Origin of the sequence: Streptococcus sanguinis (assembly GCF_008329445.1) — a bacterium.
In the GTDB taxonomy this organism is placed as follows: domain Bacteria; phylum Bacillota; class Bacilli; order Lactobacillales; family Streptococcaceae; genus Streptococcus; species Streptococcus sanguinis_O.
The window spans coordinates 177,923-196,669 of sequence record NZ_VIBR01000004.1; the positions used below are offsets into that span (position 1 = coordinate 177,923).

General features: G+C 43.6%; 22 protein-coding genes. 20 read left to right on the forward strand and 2 right to left on the reverse strand.

All coding sequences use genetic code 11. The features are described from left to right. Position 1 precedes the first annotated feature (1 nt). From trpD to trpA, 5 genes are read left to right on the forward strand one after another with little or no spacing between them, the layout of a single operon-like run. Positions 2-1,006: an anthranilate phosphoribosyltransferase gene (gene trpD, locus FKX92_RS09720; RefSeq protein WP_149566195.1), complete on the forward strand. Its 1,005-nt coding sequence runs from the start codon at positions 2-4 to the stop codon at positions 1,004-1,006. Further along, positions 1,003-1,770 carry an indole-3-glycerol phosphate synthase TrpC gene (gene trpC, locus FKX92_RS09725; RefSeq protein WP_149566196.1) on the forward strand — a complete coding sequence of 256 codons (768 nt, stop codon included), beginning with the start codon at positions 1,003-1,005 and terminating at the stop codon, positions 1,768-1,770. The genes trpD and trpC overlap by 4 nt, the downstream gene beginning before the upstream one ends. Beyond that, positions 1,757-2,344, forward strand: coding sequence for a phosphoribosylanthranilate isomerase (locus FKX92_RS09730; protein ID WP_149566197.1), 588 nt, complete (start codon positions 1,757-1,759; stop codon positions 2,342-2,344). The genes trpC and FKX92_RS09730 overlap by 14 nt, the downstream gene beginning before the upstream one ends. Then, positions 2,334-3,557 (forward strand): tryptophan synthase subunit beta, encoded by a 1,224-nt coding sequence (gene trpB / locus FKX92_RS09735; protein ID WP_149566198.1) that lies wholly within the window; start codon positions 2,334-2,336, stop codon positions 3,555-3,557. Before FKX92_RS09730 ends, trpB begins: the two co-directional genes overlap by 11 nt. Continuing rightward, positions 3,550-4,329, forward strand: coding sequence for a tryptophan synthase subunit alpha (trpA, locus tag FKX92_RS09740; RefSeq protein ID WP_149566199.1), 780 nt, complete (start codon positions 3,550-3,552; stop codon positions 4,327-4,329). The genes trpB and trpA overlap by 8 nt, the downstream gene beginning before the upstream one ends. Here trpA and FKX92_RS09745 read toward each other — a convergent pair. Next, entirely contained in the window at positions 4,298-4,960 is a 663-nt protein-coding gene (locus FKX92_RS09745) for a prepilin peptidase (protein WP_149566200.1), read from the reverse strand. The genes trpA and FKX92_RS09745 overlap by 32 nt on opposite strands. Before the next feature lie 167 nt (positions 4,961-5,127). Here FKX92_RS09745 and FKX92_RS09755 point away from each other — a divergent pair, with 167 nt between their 5' ends. From FKX92_RS09755 to FKX92_RS09770, 4 genes are all read left to right on the forward strand, one after another. Continuing rightward, positions 5,128-5,643 (forward strand): Dps family protein, encoded by a 516-nt coding sequence (locus FKX92_RS09755; protein ID WP_002911956.1) that lies wholly within the window; start codon positions 5,128-5,130, stop codon positions 5,641-5,643. A 91-nt stretch (positions 5,644-5,734) separates the two neighbouring features. Next, positions 5,735-5,953, forward strand: coding sequence for a YqgQ family protein (locus FKX92_RS09760; RefSeq protein WP_002898045.1), 219 nt, complete (start codon positions 5,735-5,737; stop codon positions 5,951-5,953). A gap of 1 nt (position 5,954) precedes the next feature. Continuing rightward, positions 5,955-6,335: a rhodanese-like domain-containing protein gene (locus FKX92_RS09765; RefSeq protein ID WP_002900929.1), complete on the forward strand. Its 381-nt coding sequence runs from the start codon at positions 5,955-5,957 to the stop codon at positions 6,333-6,335. A gap of 89 nt (positions 6,336-6,424) precedes the next feature. Beyond that, positions 6,425-6,652, forward strand: a complete 228-nt coding sequence (locus FKX92_RS09770) for a hypothetical protein (protein ID WP_002910330.1) — start codon at positions 6,425-6,427, stop codon at positions 6,650-6,652. Positions 6,653-6,726: 74 nt separating this feature from the next. Here FKX92_RS09770 and FKX92_RS09775 read toward each other — a convergent pair whose 3' ends face one another. Further along, on the reverse strand, positions 6,727-7,452 hold the full coding sequence (locus FKX92_RS09775; RefSeq protein ID WP_149566201.1) for a pseudouridine synthase: 726 nt from the start codon (positions 7,450-7,452) through the stop codon (positions 6,727-6,729). Between the two features lie 180 nt (positions 7,453-7,632). Between FKX92_RS09775 and typA the strand changes: the two genes are divergently transcribed. The 11 genes from typA (at position 7,633) to FKX92_RS09830 (ending at position 18,739) form a co-directional block, all read left to right on the forward strand. Then, positions 7,633-9,480, forward strand: coding sequence for a translational GTPase TypA (gene typA / locus FKX92_RS09780; protein ID WP_032916279.1), 1,848 nt, complete (start codon positions 7,633-7,635; stop codon positions 9,478-9,480). A gap of 23 nt (positions 9,481-9,503) precedes the next feature. Next, positions 9,504-9,773, forward strand: coding sequence for a DUF3165 family protein (locus FKX92_RS09785; protein WP_002898040.1), 270 nt, complete (start codon positions 9,504-9,506; stop codon positions 9,771-9,773). Positions 9,774-9,992: 219 nt separating this feature from the next. Continuing rightward, entirely contained in the window at positions 9,993-11,345 is a 1,353-nt protein-coding gene (murD, locus tag FKX92_RS09790; RefSeq protein WP_149566202.1) for a UDP-N-acetylmuramoyl-L-alanine--D-glutamate ligase, read from the forward strand. A 1-nt stretch (position 11,346) separates the two neighbouring features. Next, on the forward strand, positions 11,347-12,417 hold the full coding sequence (locus FKX92_RS09795) for a UDP-N-acetylglucosamine--N-acetylmuramyl-(pentapeptide) pyrophosphoryl-undecaprenol N-acetylglucosamine transferase (protein WP_149566203.1): 1,071 nt from the start codon (positions 11,347-11,349) through the stop codon (positions 12,415-12,417). Beyond that, complete coding sequence (locus FKX92_RS09800; protein WP_149566204.1) at positions 12,414-13,625, forward strand: cell division protein FtsQ/DivIB; 1,212 nt, start codon at positions 12,414-12,416, stop codon at positions 13,623-13,625. Before FKX92_RS09795 ends, FKX92_RS09800 begins: the two co-directional genes overlap by 4 nt. Positions 13,626-13,746: 121 nt before the next feature. Next, positions 13,747-15,105 (forward strand): cell division protein FtsA, encoded by a 1,359-nt coding sequence (gene ftsA / locus FKX92_RS09805; protein ID WP_002904044.1) that lies wholly within the window; start codon positions 13,747-13,749, stop codon positions 15,103-15,105. Between the two features lie 16 nt (positions 15,106-15,121). After that, positions 15,122-16,399: a cell division protein FtsZ gene (ftsZ, locus tag FKX92_RS09810; RefSeq protein ID WP_002900919.1), complete on the forward strand. Its 1,278-nt coding sequence runs from the start codon at positions 15,122-15,124 to the stop codon at positions 16,397-16,399. Between the two features lie 8 nt (positions 16,400-16,407). After that, on the forward strand, positions 16,408-17,079 hold the full coding sequence (locus FKX92_RS09815) for a YggS family pyridoxal phosphate-dependent enzyme (protein ID WP_002919449.1): 672 nt from the start codon (positions 16,408-16,410) through the stop codon (positions 17,077-17,079). Positions 17,080-17,088: 9 nt separating this feature from the next. Next, positions 17,089-17,676 (forward strand): cell division protein SepF, encoded by a 588-nt coding sequence (locus tag FKX92_RS09820; protein ID WP_002896164.1) that lies wholly within the window; start codon positions 17,089-17,091, stop codon positions 17,674-17,676. Positions 17,677-17,681: 5 nt separating this feature from the next. Next, positions 17,682-17,957: a YggT family protein gene (locus tag FKX92_RS09825; protein ID WP_002896162.1), complete on the forward strand. Its 276-nt coding sequence runs from the start codon at positions 17,682-17,684 to the stop codon at positions 17,955-17,957. Next, positions 17,954-18,739 (forward strand): YlmH family RNA-binding protein, encoded by a 786-nt coding sequence (locus FKX92_RS09830; RefSeq protein ID WP_002925564.1) that lies wholly within the window; start codon positions 17,954-17,956, stop codon positions 18,737-18,739. Before FKX92_RS09825 ends, FKX92_RS09830 begins: the two co-directional genes overlap by 4 nt. Positions 18,740-18,747: the final 8 nt, after the last annotated feature.

An 18,747-nucleotide genomic window follows, 5' to 3' on the forward strand; every position in this document is an offset into this window, starting at 1 on the left:
TATGAAAGAGATTATTGCAAAACTAGCTGATTTTAAGGATTTAAGCAGCGCTGAGATGACAGATGTGATTGAGCGTATTGTCACTGGACGGGTGACAGAGTCTCAAATTGTAGCTTTCTTGCTGGGGCTTAAGATGAAGGGGGAGACGATTGAGGAACGAACTGCTTTGGCTCAGGTAATGCGAGGCCATGCTAAGCAGATTCCAACCACTATTCGCACTGCCATGGACAATTGCGGTACGGGTGGGGACAAGTCTTTCAGCTTCAATGTTTCGACTACAGCAGCTTTTGTACTGGCAGGTGGCGGGATTAAGATGGCCAAGCACGGCAATCGATCTATTTCTTCTAAGTCAGGCTCAGCTGATGTCTTAGAAGCTCTGGGGATTAATCTAGACTTGGACGCTGCTAGCTTGGGCAAGGTTTTTGAGCAGACAGGTATCGTCTTTCTCTTTGCAAAGAATATGCATCCCGCTATGAAATACATCATGCCAGCACGTCTTAGCTTAGGCATTCCCACAATCATGAATCTAACTGGTCCGCTCATCCATCCCATGAGTCTGGAAACTCAGCTTTTGGGAACCAGCCGGCCGGATATGCTAGAGAGTACGGCAGAGGTTTTGAAAAATATGGGCCGTAAGCGTGCAGTAGTCGTGTCGGGGCCGGATGGTCTTGATGAGGCGGGTCTTCATGGTCGTACCCAGTATGCTCTGCTGGAAAATGGGCAAATCAGCCTGCACGGCTTTCTGCCGTCAGATATTGGCATGGAAGAAATACCTCTTGAAGCGATTCGTGGAGGCAATGCCAAGGAAAATGCAGAAATTCTGCTATCTGTCCTGCAAAATCAAGCCAGCCCCTATCTGGAAACGACAGTTCTGAATGCTGGATTGGGCTTCTATGCTAATGGGAAATCAGACAGCATAGAAGAAGGAATAGCTTTGGCTCGCCAGGTGATTGCTAGTGGCGCAGCCTATGAAAAACTCAAGCAACTACAGGAGTATCAAAAATGAGCAAAGAATTTCTCCCGACCATTCTAAAGCAAAAAGAGCAGGAAGTGGCGGCTATGTCCTATGAAGAGCTGCAGCCCCTGCGCTCGACCTATTCTCTCTATGATTATCTTAAAAGCCATCCTCAAGAGCTGCAGCTGATTGCTGAGGTCAAAAAAGCCAGTCCAAGTCTGGGAGATATTAATCTCGGTGTGGATATTGTGGAGCAGGCTCGCACCTATGAACGATGCGGTGCAGCTATGATTTCAGTCCTGACAGATGAGATTTTCTTTAAAGGCCATCTGGATTACCTGAGAGAGATTTCCAGTCAAGTGACCATTCCAACCCTCAATAAGGACTTTATCATTGATGAAAAGCAGATTGTTCGCGCCCGCAATGCAGGAGCGACAGTTATTCTTCTGATTGTGGCTGCTTTACCTGAAAAGCGGCTGCAAGAACTCTATGATTTTGCGACGGGTTTAGGCTTGGAAGTTTTGGTCGAAACCCATAATCTGGCGGAGCTGGAAACTGCCCATAGAATAGGAGCACAGATAATCGGTGTCAATAACCGCAATCTAGTTACTTTTAAGACAGATATCAATACAAGTCTCCAGCTGTCTGCCCATTTCAAAGATGACAGAGTTTACGTATCTGAGTCCGCTATTTTCAGCAAGGAAGATGCTGAGCTAGTAGCTCCTTATTTCCATGCGGTTTTAGTCGGAACAGCCCTGATGCAGGCTGAGAATGTGGCAGAAAAAATCAAGGAGCTGAAAATTGACAAAGGTTAAGATTTGCGGCTTATCAACGGCTAGCGCTGTGGAAACGGCATGCCAGGCTGGTGCAGATTACATTGGATTTGTCTTTGCTGAGAGCCGTCGGAGGGTTAGTTTGGAGCAAGCTCAGAAGCTAGCTTCCTTGGTGCCGCCTGCTGTCCGAAAGGTAGGAGTTTTCGTCTCTCCGAGCTTATCGGAGCTACAGGAAGCTATTTCGGTGGCAAATCTAGATTTAGTGCAGATTCATGGCGATTTTGATGAAGAGCTTCTGACTCAGATTGGTCGGCCGGTTATTCGAGCTTATCAGGTCAAGGGAGCGTTAAAAGGAGTCAGCCAACAAGCGGACTACTGGCTCTTTGATGCACCTCTTGCTGGTAGTGGTCAGACCTTTGACTGGCAAGCTTTTGACAAGAGTCAAATCCACCAGCCCTTCTTTATCGCCGGTGGTTTGAATGCAGGAAATGTGCGAGAAGCGATTCAGCACTTCGCCCCTTACGCAGTTGATGTCTCAAGCGGGGTCGAGACTGACGGCCAGAAGGACTTAGAAAAGATAAAAGAATTTATAGAAAGAGTGAAACATGGCATATAATCAACCCAATCAAGAAGGATTTTACGGTGAGTTTGGTGGGCGCTTTGTTCCCGAAACGCTGATGACAGCAGTTTTGGAATTGGATAAAGCCTACCGTGAGAGTAAAAAAGACCCAGCCTTTCAGGCTGAGCTGGACGAGTTGCTGAAGCAGTATGTAGGGCGAGAAAATCCTCTCTATTTTGCTAAAAATCTGACAGCCTATGCTGGCGGTGCTAAGATTTATCTGAAGCGAGAAGACCTCAACCATACCGGGGCCCATAAAATCAATAACGCTCTAGGCCAGGTCCTATTAGCCAAGCGGATGGGGAAGAAAAAAATCATTGCAGAGACTGGTGCGGGTCAGCACGGAGTAGCCACAGCCACAGCTGCAGCTCTTTTCAATATGGACTGTACTATCTATATGGGCGAAGAGGATGTCAAGCGCCAAGCCCTCAATGTCTTTCGGATGGAGCTTCTGGGAGCCAAGGTAGAGTCAGTGACCGATGGTTCTCGAGTCCTCAAGGATGCAGTCAATGCTGCCTTGCGAGCTTGGGTGGCTCAGGTCGATGATACTCACTATATTATGGGGTCGGCCTTGGGACCTCATCCCTTCCCAGAGATTGTCCGCGACTATCAGAGTGTGATTGGGCGTGAGGCCAAGCGCCAGTTTGCTGAGCAAAATGCAGGTGCCTTACCCGATGCTTTAGTCGCCTGCGTTGGCGGTGGTTCCAATGCTATTGGGCTCTTTTATCCCTTTGTAGATGATAGTACAGTGGCTATGTATGGAACAGAAGCAGCTGGGCGGGGCGTGGATACAGATGAACACGCTGCAACCTTAACCAAGGGCCGGCCGGGTGTTTTGCACGGTGCCTTGATGGATGTCCTACAGGATGAGCAAGGGCAGATTCTGGAGGCTTTCTCTATCTCTGCTGGGCTGGACTATCCGGGCATCGGTCCTGAACATTCTCATTTTAATGCTATCCAGCGCGCCACTTATGTGCCAGTCACAGATGAAGAAGCTTTGGAAGCCTTTCAGCTCCTGTCTCGTATCGAAGGGATTATCCCCGCTCTAGAGTCTAGCCACGCTATTGCTTACGCAGTTAAGCTGGCTAAGGAGTTGGGACCAGATAAATCAATGATTGTCTGCTTATCCGGCCGTGGTGACAAGGATGTCGTTCAGGTAAAGGAACGCTTGGAAAATGAAGCGGCTCAAAAAGGAGGTGCCCATGACTAAAACACTCACTCAGCATTTAGAGGCCATCAAAAAATCAGGTAAGGGAATTTTCCTTCCATATATCATGGCTGGTGATCACGAGAAAGGTTTGGCAGGATTAGCAGAAACTATCGCATTTTTGGAAAACTTGGGTGTGTCAGCCATTGAAATCGGCCTGCCATTTTCAGACCCTGTTGCAGATGGGCCGGTTATTGAAGAAGCAGGTCTGAGAAGTCTGGGTCACCATACTTCCGCCAAGTCTTTAATCGCAAGCTTGCAGAAGTTGGACACTCAGCTACCCCTCATCATCATGACCTACTTCAATCCTATTTTCCAATACGGTCTCAAAGATTTTGTCAAGGATTTGGCTAGGACGCCGGTTAAAGGCTTGATTATTCCGGATCTGCCTTACGAGCATAGGAACTTCATCTTGCCTTTACTGGAAGATTCAGATATAGCTCTTATTCCTTTAGTGAGTCTGACGACTGGCCTAGAACGTCAGCAGGAGCTGATCATGGAAGCTGAAGGTTTTATCTATGCTGTAGCCATCAACGGTGTGACAGGTAAGAGCGGAAGCTACCGCAATGATTTGGATCAGCATTTGAGCAAGCTCCATGATATTGCTGAGATTCCAGTGCTGACAGGTTTTGGCGTTTCAACTTTAGAGGATGTTGACCGTTTCAATCAAGTCTCAGACGGAGTCATTGTCGGATCTAAGATTGTCAAAGCTCTTCATGAAAAGGACGCCAGTATAGCAGCCTTTATCCAAGAAGCAGCAGCTTATAAGAAATAATCACTACCACACCAAACAAAAGACAGGGTACAAATGCCAGCCTGTCTTTTTTATTTTTAAAGCAGAAGCAGGCGAGGCCAGAGAAGCTAGCGATTTGGATAAGAATGAGAATTTCTGTCAGACTGAAAATGGCTGAGCAGGACGCCAGAAAGAGAAAGTCACCAGCTCCGAGATGGAGATTGTAAAAGAAGGCTAGAAGTCCTAGGGCTAAAAAGAAGAACATGAGAGGATTGACACTTGCTGTCATCATCAGCGAAAACTGAAAAAATAGCCAGACCATCAAAGGATATTGCTGCTCTCTTTGATCGTAGATGGCTAGAGTCAAGCCCATGGTGAGTAGTAGGAGTTGACTGATAGAAATCGTGCCAAGCGAAGTTGCCAAAAAAAGACCGCCCAAGATAGATTCAAAAAATAAATAACGTAAGGGAATCTTGTCTCCACAGAAGCGGCAACGAAGACGGTTCATGATTTGGGAAAAAATAGGAATCAAATCACGCGGTGCCAATCTTTTACCGCAGGCATTGCAATGGCTAGTGGGAGTGACGATAGAATGCTCTGGGAAGCGGTCGATGACCAAGCCTAGGAATGAGGCAAAGACAGTGCCAATAAGAAAAAAGTATAGATGAATCATACTTATTTATTCGTAATTTTAAACAGAAAAATTCTGAAATTTTGCAACTTTTCTAATAAAGTCTTTTTTTTGAATCTTTTGTCTTGACTTTCTTATTTAGAAGCATTATAATTAAACCATAATCTAAAAAGATTAGAATCATTATAAATAAAAACGAGGTAAATACAATGACACAAGTAAAAAATGGTGCAGCAACTGACGTAGCAACTTTCAGCAATCAAAAGGCTTTGCCAAAGACTAAGGCTATTCTTAATCAAGTAGTGGCAGATCTTTATACAGCTCATATTGCTCTTCACCAAGTTCACTGGTATATGCGTGGCGCAGGCTTCATGGTTTGGCATCCAAAAATGGATGAATACATGGAAACTTTGGATACAACTTTGGATGAAGTCAGCGAGCGCTTGATTACACTGGGAGGCAAGCCTTATTCTACGTTGACAGAATTTATCCAACACAGCAAGATTGAAGAAAAAGCTGGTGAATTCAGCAAGAATGTAGAAGAAAGTCTGGCGCGTGTGATTGAGATTTTCCGTTATCTGACAGGTCTTTACCAAGAAGCTTTGGATGTAACAGACCAAGAAGGGGACGATGTAACCAATGATATCTTTGTCGGTGCCAAGGCTGACCTTGAAAAGACTATCTGGATGCTGACAGCTGAAATTGGTCAAGCACCAGGTTTATAAAAAATGATCCATGCGAAGCAGAAGGGAACAGACTTTCCTTTCTGCTTTTTTCATCTTGAAAAGCGCTGGAAAATCTGATAAAATATAGCTCATGAAAACCCTGTATGATGTTCAGCAATTTCTTAAAAGTTTCGGAATCATTATCTATATGGGCAAGCGCCTTTACGATATTGAAATGATGAAAATCGAGCTGAAGAGAATTTATGATGCTGGTCTAATGGATAAGCTAGCTTATTTTGAGGCAGAGGCAGTCTTGCGCCGAGAACATCGCTTAGAGTTAGAATATTTAGAAAAGAAAAAGGAGACTTGAGATGACAATTTGGATTTTGTGGGCGGTACTTTTAGGAATAATTGGCTGGATGGGCTTTAATTATCTGCGCCTTCGTCAGGCAGCAAAAATCGTGGATAATGGGGAATTTGAAGACCTGATTCGCCAAGGGCAGTTGGTTGATCTGCGGGATCCATCTGATTTTCACCGGAAGCATATCTTAGGTGCTCGCAATATTCCATCTCAGCAGCTCAAGGATAGTGTCGGTGCACTTCGCAAGGACAAGGCTGTTCTCCTCTATGAAAATAGTCGTGGTCAGCGCGTGACCAATGCGGCTCTGTATCTGAAAAAACAAGGATTTAAAGAAATCTATATTCTTTCTTATGGGTTGGATTCTTGGAATGGCAAGGTGAAAGCTAGTTAACATAAATCAAAAATTTGTCGCATTATATATACAAAGCTGGTTTCTTATGTTATAATAAATTAATATTAATTTTAAGGAGTTTTTAGAAGATGCAAGAAAAGAAAAAATCCTCTCTTGTTTTAGGTATCCTATCCATTATTTTTAGTCTTTTGTTTGCTTTGATTGGACTTATTCTAGGAATCGTTGGTTTGGTTTTGGCAAGTTCACATCAAAAAGAGAGCCAAATGGATTATAAAACAGAAAAGATTTTGAATATCATTGGTATTGTTATCTCTGTAATTAACATGATCGCAGGGGTTATGTTAACTCTGAGCTAATTTGACTTTTTAAAAAGATGCTATTTATATTACAATGTAAAGTAAGATCGAGACATTATTGTCTGGATCTTTTTTTACCGACTTTTCTCTAGATACTCTTTAATGATCTCTAATTCTTCTTGGTTCAAAGCACGGTAATCGCCTTTGGCTAGGTCGGGGTCTAATGTAAAATCTCCGAATTGAATTCGCTTGAGATAGGTGACCTTGACACCAACTGCCAGAAACATCTTTTTAATCTGGTGGAATTTCCCCTCAGAAATCTTGACGCTAGCACGGCTCAGACTGGAGCTGTTAGAGAGGATATAAAGCTGGGCAGGCTGACAGACGGTGTCGTCTAAAAAGCGAATGCCTTCTTGAAAGGCAATTTTATCCTGAGAGGTTAAAGGTCCATTGACTTCTACATAGTAAGTTTTTTCAACGTGGTATTGAGGGTGCAGCAGCTGAAATCCCAAAGGACCATTGTCGGTAATCAGAAGAAGGCCTTCAGTATCTCTATCCAGCCGTCCGATAGAGTAAAGATTTTCTTTCTCTATCTCCTTGTCCAGCAAATCTAGAACAGTCAATTTTTCAGCGTCACGATTGGCTGTGACTGCGCCAGCGGGTTTATTCAGCATGTAGTAACGGTGGGCAGGGTCGCTGACCTGTTTGCCTTGAAAAGTAATCTGCTGCAGGCCGGTATCAACGTTTTGGCTGAGTTTATAGGCGGGCTTACCATCCACTAAAATCTGTCTTTGTAAAAGGTTTTGTTTCATCTTTTTTCGGCTGATATGATTAGCAGCCAGCAGTTGGTCGAGGCGCATCTGTTTTCCTTGTTTTTTTCTAAATCATATCATAAATTTTCAGGATGGGAAATGCAAATCCTCATGCAGCTCCCATATTTTTTAATGAAAACATTTACACTTATCAAAGCCGTGTTTTTTGCCTGCGTCTGTGGTATAATTGTTCAGTTAGAAATAAAATTTAAAAATTCAGAGGAAATCATGACAAAATTAAGAGAAGATATCCGTAACATTGCGATTATCGCCCACGTTGACCATGGGAAAACAACCCTCGTTGACGAATTATTGAAGCAATCTGAAACTCTTGATGCTCGTACAGAGTTGGCAGAGCGTGCTATGGACTCAAACGATATCGAAAAAGAGCGCGGTATTACGATCCTTGCTAAAAATACAGCCGTTGCTTACAACGGGACTCGTATCAACATCATGGATACACCAGGACACGCGGACTTTGGTGGAGAAGTTGAGCGTATCATGAAAATGGTTGACGGTGTTGTTTTGGTGGTAGATGCCTACGAAGGAACCATGCCACAAACTCGTTTCGTATTGAAAAAAGCCCTGGAACAAGATCTTGTCCCAATCGTTGTTGTCAACAAAATCGACAAACCATCTGCTCGTCCAGCAGAAGTAGTAGACGAAGTATTGGAGCTCTTCATTGAGCTTGGTGCAGACGATGACCAGCTTGATTTCCCAGTTGTTTATGCTTCAGCTATCAACGGAACTTCTTCACTTTCTGACGATCCTGCTGATCAAGAAAAAACAATGGCACCAATCTTTGATACCATTATCGACCATATCCCAGCTCCAGTGGACAACTCTGATGAACCTTTGCAGTTCCAAGTCTCACTCTTGGACTACAATGACTTTGTAGGTCGTATTGGTATCGGACGTGTCTTTCGTGGTACTGTTAAGGTTGGGGACCAAGTTACCCTTTCTAAACTAGACGGAACAACGAAAAACTTCCGTGTTACAAAACTCTTTGGTTTCTTTGGCTTGGAGCGTCGTGAAATCAACGAAGCAAAAGCGGGTGACTTGATTGCTGTATCAGGTATGGAAGATATCTTTGTTGGTGAGACGATTACACCGACAGATACCATTGAGCCTCTTCCAATCCTTCACATCGATGAGCCAACGCTTCAAATGACTTTCTTGGTAAACAACTCACCTTTTGCTGGCCGGGAAGGAAAATGGGTAACCTCTCGTAAGGTGGAAGAACGCTTGCAAGCAGAATTGCAGACAGACGTATCCCTTCGTGTTGACCCAACAGATTCACCAGATAAGTGGACAGTTTCAGGTCGTGGCGAATTACACTTGTCAATCCTGATCGAAACCATGCGTCGTGAAGGATATGAGTTGCAAGTATCTCGTCCAGAAGTTATCGTAAAAGAAATCGATGGCGTTAAGTGCGAGCCATTTGAGCGTGTCCAAATTGATACTCCAGAAGAATACCAAGGATCTGTTATCCAAAGCCTTTCTGAACGTAAGGGCGAAATGTTGGATATGATTTCAACTGGTAATGGTCAAACTCGTTTGGTCTTCCTCGTTCCAGCGCGTGGTTTGATTGGTTACTCAACTGAGTTCTTATCCATGACTCGTGGTTACGGTATCATGAACCATACCTTCGACCAATACTTGCCATTGATTCCAGGTGAAATTGGTGGACGTCACCGTGGTGCGCTTGTTTCCATCGATGCTGGTAAGGCAACGACCTACTCTATCATGTCTATCGAAGAGCGCGGAACTATTTTTGTCAACCCAGGTACTGAGGTTTACGAAGGAATGATCATCGGTGAAAACTCTCGTGAAAATGACTTGACTGTTAATATCACCAAAGCTAAACAGATGACTAACGTTCGTTCTGCAACCAAGGACCAGACAGCAGTTATCAAGACACCTCGTATCTTGACCTTGGAGGAATCTTTGGAATTCTTGAACGACGATGAGTACATGGAAGTAACGCCAGAATCTATTCGTCTGCGTAAGCAAATTTTGAACAAACAAGAACGCGAAAAAGCCAATAAAAAGAAAAAATCAGCTGCAGCTGAATAAGCAAAAGGGAAAGGAGCAGCAAGATGGTTTATCTTATCATTGGGATTTTAATCCTCTTTTTCTACATTTTTGCTGTTCCATCCAGTATTAAAGGGACTGTTAATGCAGTGACTATGGTGCTACTGATTGTAGCCTTAATTATCTTATTTGGCTTAGGCATTTTTAAAATTTTCCAGTTGCCAGCTGAATATTTTGTAGGTTTCGGCCTATCCGTAGTGACCGTCTTGGCTTTGCGGGACATTAACCGTCTAAAGCCGCCAAAGAAATCAAAAAAGAATTTTGATGAAGAATAATAAATGAGCAAAAACTTAGAAAGTCGGACAGACTTTTTGAGTTTTTGCTCTTTTTCTTTACAAAAACAATAGGTTTATGTTACAAAATATTTCAAATAGATGAAAACATATCATTTTTTTCAAAACTTGCTTACAGTCGAAAATAAAAGACTCCTATGTCTTTTTTATTTTCAAAAAAAAAGGTAAAATAGAATGAAGTATGAATGGAAGAGGTTGCTTATGAAAAATATAGCAAATTTTGCCAATAAGAAGGTCTTGGTCCTAGGATTGGCCAAGTCGGGTGAGTCAGCTGCTCGCCTTTTAGATAAATTAGGAGCTATCGTGACAGTTAACGACGGTAAACCTTTCGAGGAAAATCCTGCTGCTCAATCCTTGCTAGAAGAAGGTATAAAAGTGGTGACAGGAGGCCATCCTTTGGAGTTATTGGACGAAGACTTTGAATTGATGGTGAAAAATCCGGGTATTCCTTATGACAATGCCATGGTCGTTCGAGCTCTTGAAAAGAAGATTCCTGTTATCACTGAAGTAGAGTTGGCTTATCTAATTTCAGAAGCACCGATTATTGGTATTACGGGTTCAAATGGTAAGACGACGACCACAACCATGATTGCGCAAGTCTTGACGGCTGGCGGTCAAAACGGTTTGTTGTCTGGTAATATCGGCTTTCCTGCTAGTCAGGTAGCCCAAACAGCCAGCAGCAAAGATACGCTGGTCATGGAATTGTCTTCTTTCCAGTTGATAGGGATTGAAGATTTTCATCCGCAAATCGCTGTTATTACCAACCTCATGCCGACTCATTTAGATTATCACGGCTCTCTTGAGGAATATGCAGCTGCCAAGTGGAATATCCAGAAAAACATGACAGCTGATGATTATTTGGTTTTGAATTTCAATCAAGATTGGGCCAAGGAAATGGCTAGCCAGACTCAGGCTACTGTTGTGCCTTTTTCAACGACTGAAAAGGTGGATGGTGCCTATTTAGAGGGTGATGTCTTGACCTTCCGTGGAGAAGCGATTATGCAGGCGGCTGAAATCGGCGTTCCTGGCAGTCATAATGTCGAAAATGCTCTGGCTACGATTGCTGTGGCCAAACTGCGTGGCATTGACAATCAGACGATCAAAGAAGTCTTGTCTGTTTTTGGTGGTGTTAAGCACCGTCTCCAGTATGTGGGACGTGTAAATGAGGTTGCCTTTTACAATGACAGTAAGTCTACCAATATCTTGGCAACCCAGAAAGCCTTATCTGGTTTTGACAATAGCAAGGTGATTCTAATTGCGGGTGGCTTGGACCGTGGCAATGAATTTGACGAGTTGGTGCCTGACCTCAAAGGGCTCAAAAAAATGGTTATCTTAGGACAATCAGCTGCGCGTGTAAAGAGAGCGGCTGATCAGGCTGGTGTTTCTTATCTGGATGCGACTGATGTCCGGGATGCGGCTCATAAGGCCTTTGCTCAAGCGGAGCCAGGAGACATTGTCTTGCTCAGTCCTGCCAATGCCAGCTGGGATATGTATAGTAATTTTGAAGTCCGTGGCGATGAATTTCTCGCTGTATTTGAAGAATTAAAAGGTTAAGATGAAAAAGATTGTATTTACTGGTGGAGGAACGGTTGGGCATGTAACCCTCAACCTTCTCCTGATTCCGAAATTTATCAAAGAAGGCTGGCAGGTCCACTATATTGGTGATAAGCATGGTATTGAGTACCAGGAAATCCAAAAGTCTGGACTGGACGTGACCTTCCATTCGGTGGCTACGGGCAAGCTTCGTCGCTATTTTTCATGGCAGAATCTGCTGGATGGCTTTAAGGTTGTTTGGGGCATTTTCCAGTCGATGGGTATTATGCTCAAGGTTCGGCCGCAGGCCCTCTTTTCTAAGGGAGGCTTCGTATCCGTTCCGCCCGTGATTGCAGCTCGGCTGTCCGGAGTGCCCGTCTATGTTCATGAGTCGGATCTATCCATTGGCTTGGCCAATAAAATTGCCTATAAGTGTGCGACCAAGATGTATGCAACCTTTGAGCAATCTTCCAGTCTGACCAAGATTGAGCATGTGGGAGCTGTAACCAAGGTCGGCAGTCAAGAGTCAGTCCCACCGCAGGAACTAGAAGAAATTCGTCAGTATTTTGATAAAGAACTGCCAACCCTGCTTTTTGTCGGTGGTTCTGCTGGTGCTAAGGTTTTTAATGACTTTGTCAGCCAGAATCAAGCTGCGCTGACCGAACGCTACAACGTTATCAATCTGACAGGCGATGCAAGTTTGGATGCTCTGTCTGAACGTCTCTTTCGCAGAGCCTATGTGACTGACCTCTACCAACCTTTGATGGACTTGGCAGATGTGGTGGTGACCCGAGGCGGTTCCAATACAATCTTTGAACTCTTGGCTATGGCTAAGCTTCATATTATCGTTCCTCTGGGACGCGAAGCCAGCCGCGGCGATCAGATTGAAAATGCGGATTATTTTGTGAAAAAGGGATATGCCAAGCAATTGGCAGAGGAACAGCTGGATATGAGCAATTTACAGGCAGCACTTGATGACCTTTTGGCGAACCAGGCTTCTTATCATCAAGCTATGAAAAATTCTCAGGAAATCAAGTCTGTAGATGAATTTTATGCTTTATTGAAAGCGGATATTGACAAGGGAAAGAAATGAGCAAGAAAAACCACGATGAGCCAAAGGAAGAGGTAAGTGAGCACCTCTCTGAATGGCAGAAACGAAACAAAGAATATCTTGAAAAGAAGGCTCAGGAAGAGGCCAGCAAACAAAAGGAGCTGGAAAAAGAGGAAGCAAAAGAAGCTGAAGCTGGGGACTCAATCGAAGGCGGAGAAATAGCTGAAGAGACGGAAGAAGATGACTCATCCTATGAAGAGGAAGAAACAGAATATTTGGAAGATGACTCATCCGAACCTGAGCTAGAGACTGAATTGAGCGAGAAAGAGCGCAAAAAACTGGAGAAACTTCAGAAAAAGGCAGAAAAAGAAGCTGCTAAGGTGCATATTTCAAGGGTTCATATTTATCGAGCACTGCCGGTTTTGCTGGGCAGTGGCTTGATTTTTCTCCTGTCAGTCTATTTTTTGACGCCACTAGCGACCATGAAGACTATCAAGTTTTCAGGGAATCAAATGGTCAGTCAGGAAGATCTGCTCAAAAGCAGTAAGATTGATGAGAAGGACTATACTTTAACAACCTTTATCAATGGCGGTAATCATATCCGCAATATGAAAGCTTCTAGTCCTTGGATTAACAACCTGGAGATGGCTTATAAGTTTCCGATTACTTTTCAGGTAAAAGTCAAGGAGTACGGAGTTCTGGCCTATCTGCATGAGGGTGGCCAGTACTATCCTATTCTGACAAATGGAGAGATCATTTCGGACCCAACTGCTGCAGATTCTATGCCGGAAACCCATATTTCGATAGAGTTTTCAGATAAAAAATTGATTAAGGAATTTGCCCTTCAAATTGAAAAGGTACCGGCTTCGGTTAAGAAAAATATTAAGACAGTTCAGCTAACTCCAAGCAAGGTGACACCGGACTTGGTTACGCTGACCATGCATGACGGCAATAAAATCTTGGTACCAATTTCGCATATTGCTAAGAAACTGCCATATTACAAGGGAATCCAATCACAGTTGGAAGAGGATGTACCTAGTGTTGTAGATATGGAAGCAGGGATTTTTAGTTATGTTGAAGGAGCTCAAAACGAGTCGTCTTCTTCTGATGAAGAAAAGCAGAAAGCAGAAGAGGAATCGACGGGACAGCCAACAGAACAAGCGGCTGAGCAGGTGACAGAAAGTCAGGAACAAGAACCTGCAGAGCCGCAAAATTCGACAGAAAACCCGGGAACTGCTGAAAATCGCTAAATTATATGTAGAAAAACTGCACATTTTCAGTTTCTTTATGTTATAATAAAGCTTGGGTAACTCTAATTTTTAGCGTTATTAGTATAGACCGGAAACATGGAAGATAGAGAGGACTGGTGTAATGGCTAGAGACGGCTTTTTTACTGGATTAGATATAGGAACTAGCTCAATTAAAGTGTTGGTGGCAGAGCACATCAATGATGAAATGAATGTTATTGGGGTCAGCAACGCAAAAAGTGCTGGCGTTAAAGATGGAATTATTGTTGATATTGAGGCTGCTGCTGCTGCCATTAAGACAGCTATTTCTCAAGCAGAAGAAAAGGCAGGCATTTCAATTGGTTTAGTTAACGTCGGACTTCCGGCTAATCTCTTACAGATTGAGCCTACTCAGGGTATGATTCCTGTGACTAGTGATTCTAAGGAAATCACAGATACAGATGTAGAGAATGTTGTTAGATCTGCTCTGACTAAGAGTATGACTCCTGATCGCGAAGTGATTACTTTCATCCCAGAAGAGTTTGTAGTGGATGGTTTCCAAGGGATTCGTGACCCACGCGGTATGATGGGGATTCGCTTAGAAATGCGTGGTCTTCTCTACACTGGACCACGGACTATTCTCCACAACCTCCGCAAGACAGTGGAGCGCGCGGGAGTTCAGCTTGAGAACGTTATTATTTCCCCATTGGCAATGACTAAGTCAATCTTGAACGAAGGGGAACGTGAGTTTGGTGCAACTGTCATTGATATGGGCGGCGGTCAAACTACAGTAGCTTCTGTTAGAGGTCAAGAACTTCAATATACGAATATATACCAAGAAGGCGGCGACTACGTAACCAAGGATATCTCCAAGGTTTTGAAGACTTCGCAAAAGTTGGCTGAAAGTCTCAAGTTTAACTATGGGTCTGCTTATGTTCCAGAAGCTGGCACAGAGTCCTTCCAAGTAGAAGTGATTGGCGAGATTGAGCCGGTTGAAGTAACTGAAAAGTATCTGGCTGAGATTATTTCTGCTCGTATCCAACACATCTTTGAGCAAATCAAACGCGATTTGGATAGAAGGCATCTTCTCGAGTTGCCAGGCGGTATTGTGATTATTGGTGGAGCAGCTATTCTTCCAGGAGTGGTTGAGTTGGCTCAGGAAGTGTTTGGCGTGAATGTCAAGCTTTATGTGCCAAATCAAATCGGCATTCGCAACCCAGCCTTTGCACATGTTATCAGCTTGTCAGAGTATGCTGGAAACTTAACAGATGTGGATATGCTGGCTCAGGTTGCTGTTCATGGTGATGAGCAACTGCGCCATCGACCTGTATCCTTTGAGCGTCCTGCTCAGTCAGTACCACGCTTTGAACCTCAACCAGCTGATGAGATTCCTGAGGAACCGGTTCAAGAAGTTCCAGTTGCCAGTGCTGATGTGCCAAACCAAGAACCAAAAACCGGTATTACAGATCGGATGCGCAACCTAATTGGCAAAATGTTTGATTAAGGAGAATACAGAGAATATGACATTTTCATTTGACGCTGCTGCTGCACAAGGCGCAGTAATTAAAGTTATTGGTGTCGGTGGAGGTGGCGGTAATGCCATCAACCGAATGATTGATGAAGGTGTTGCTGGTGTTGAATTCATCGCAGCAAATACAGATGTTCAAGCTCTTAGCAGTGCCAAGGCTGAAACAGTGATTCAGCTCGGTCCTAAGCTGACTCGCGGACTTGGTGCCGGAGGTCAGCCTGAAGTTGGCCGCAAGGCTGCTGAAGAAAGTGAAGAAGTCCTGACCGAAGCTCTGCAAGGAGCAGATATGGTCTTCATCACTGCTGGTATGGGTGGTGGATCTGGGACAGGAGCTGCTCCAGTGATTGCTCGTATCGCAAAAAATGTTGGTGCTCTGACTGTCGCTGTAGTTACACGTCCTTTCGGTTTCGAAGGAAGCAAGCGCGGAACTTTTGCAGTAGAAGGAATCAACGAACTTCGAGAGCATGTAGACACACTCTTGATTATCTCAAATAACAACTTGCTTGAAATTGTAGATAAGAAGACTCCGCTCCTTGAAGCACTCAGTGAAGCTGATAATGTTCTTCGCCAAGGTGTCCAAGGGATTACCGACTTGATTACCAGCCCAGGACTGATTAACCTTGACTTTGCCGACGTGAAAACAGTTATGGCAGACAAGGGTAATGCCTTGATGGGAATTGGTGTTGGTAGCGGTGAAGAACGTGTCATCGAAGCTGCTCGCAAAGCTATCTACTCACCTCTTTTGGAAACAACCATTGATGGCGCAGAGGACGTAATTGTCAACGTTACTGGTGGCCTAGATATGACTCTGATTGAAGCTGAAGAAGCTTCAGAAATTGTCAACCAAGCAGCAGGTCATGGTGTGAACATCTGGCTCGGTACTGCGATTGATGAGTCTATGAAGGATGAAATCCGCGTGACTGTTGTGGCTACTGGTGTCCGTCAGGATAAGGTTGAAAAGGTTAGCGGTATTCGTCAGACCCAGCAGCCTACTGGTCCAAGCCGTCCGCAGCAAGTTGAGCCAAATCGCGAAGTTCGCTCAGGACAGTTTGAACGAAACTTTGATATGACCGAAACGGTTGATATTCCTGCTCCAAGCCGTCAAAGAACGGATGCGCCTAAAGGTTCAGCCTTTGGTGATTGGGATCTTCGCCGCGAAGCGATTGTTCGTCAGGCTGAACCAAGTTCGTCAGCCCGCGTGGAACGCTATGCAGAAACTAATGAAGATGATGATGAATTGGAAACACCTCCATTCTTCAGAAATCGTTAATCTAAATCATGAATTTGCAGAATAATAAAGAGTTGGTCTTTCAATCCGTCGCTCAAGCGGCGGAGCAAGCCCATCGTTTGAAAGATTCAGTAAATATCATTGCAGTTACCAAATATGTTGACTGCGAAACAACTCAGGAGCTTGCACGTACAGGTATTCAGCATATCGGAGAAAATCGGGTAGATAAATTTCTAGATAAATACCATGCTCTGAAAGATGAGAATCTGACCTGGCACCTGATCGGCAGTTTGCAGAGGAGAAAAGTCAAGGATGTGATTAACTATGTTGATTACTTTCACGCTTTAGATTCTGTAAAATTGGCCAAGGAGATTGACAAACGGGCTGAACATGTGATTAAATGTTTCCTGCAGGTGAATATTTCTAAAGAAGAGAGCAAGCATGGCTTTTTGATTGAAGAACTTGAAGTTGTCCTGCCTGAACTTGAAAAATTAGAAAATGTTCAAATTGTGGGATTGATGACTATGGCTCCGTTTGAAGCTAGTCATGAGGAGCTGAACCAAATTTTTGAAAAGGCTCATCAACTACAAAAAGAATTAAAAAAGAAACAGTTAAATAATATGCCCTTTTCTGAATTAAGCATGGGAATGAGCCGTGATTATCCAGAAGCAATTGCCCATGGCTCGACCTATGTCAGAATCGGTACAGCATTTTTTAAATAGGAAAGAAATATGTCATTAAAAGATAGATTTGATAAATTTATAGATTATTTTACAGAAGATGGAGATGAGACTGAGGTTCAGGAGCAGACTGTCAGCAGACCTGCAGCGCCTGTTAAGCAGAAGCCTGAATTGGTTCAGCCTAAGCCAGTCAGAGAGAGCAAGCCAGCTCCTCGTCCGGTTGCTGCGGCCAAGCCACAGCCTAAACCACAGCCACAACAGAAATCTTCGACAGAGAATATTACCAGACTGCATGCACGTCAGCAGGAATTGGCTCAGCACCGTGCAAATGCGGATGAGAAGATTACGATTGATGTTCGTTATCCGAGGAGATATGAGGAAGCGACTGAAATTGTTGACCTGCTTTTGGCCAATGAAAGCATCCTGATTGACTTCCAGTATATGACTGAGGTACAGGCTCGTCGCTGTTTAGACTACCTAGACGGTGCGCGTTATGTCTTGGCTGGAAATTTGAAAAAAGTTGCAAGCACTATGTATTTGCTGACTCCGATTAATGTAGTGGTAAATGTGGAAGATATCCGCCTGCCAAACGATGTTGAAATCAGCGAATTCGACTTTGATATGAAGCGCAGTAGATAAGAGATATGTTATATTTTGTAATTCGTGCCATCTCTAATCTTTTCGATCTTTATAGCATTGCCTTGATTGTCTATGCACTTCTGTCTTGGTTTCCAGGAGCCTATCAAACCAAATTCGGAGAGTTTCTAACACGAATTGTAGAACCGTATTTAAAACTTTTCCGCCGTCTTCCCTTGCAGTTTGCAGGGCTGGACTTTACCGTTTGGGTTGCAATTCTGGCTTTAAACCTTTTAAATCGTGTGGTCTTTTATTTAATAAGCGTCTTACTAATGTTATTATGATGAAAGATTTATATCAACACTTTTCGCATGAGGATCGAGAGTTTATTGATAGGAGTCTGGAGCTGCTTCAGCGGGTTCAAGATACCTATGCCTTTGAAACAACTTCTTTTTTGAATCCCCATCAGGTCTCAATCCTGAAGAATATTGGCAAGCAATATGATGTGCAAGTCTTTGCTAGTTCAGATTATTTTCCAAGTGAACTGGCAAGAGTTCTTGTGGCGCCTTCCTATTACCAACTGAATATGGATGATTTTGAATTGAGCTTGCTGGAAATTTACTATGCAAGCAAATTTTATAAAATCAGTCATTCGCAGATTATGGGGACCTTGCTCAATCAATTGGGGATTGAAAGACGGACCTTTGGTGATATTCTTGTAGTTGGAGACCGTGCTCAGCTCTTTGTAGATAAGAGACTATCCCAGTATTTTATAGATCATGTCTCTAAAATTGCAAAGATGCCTGTCAGACTAAAGGAAGTTTCCCTTGCAGAGCAGCTGAAAGAGCAAAAGCAGGCTGTCACCAGAGAAATTTTAGCATCTAGTCTTCGATTGGACAAGTTGGTAGCCAGCACCTTTAAGTTATCAAGAAGCCAGGCTGCTCAGCTAATTTCTGGCAAGCATGTGAAAATGAACTATGCTGTTAATGACAATCCCAGCCAGCAGGTCGGGCTTGAAGACTTGATTAGCGTTAGACGATTTGGAAGATTTAAGGTTTTAAGAGAAAATGGCCTTTCCAAGAATGGAAAACATAAGTTAACTGTTGAATTATTAGCTAGTAAATGAGGAGGAAC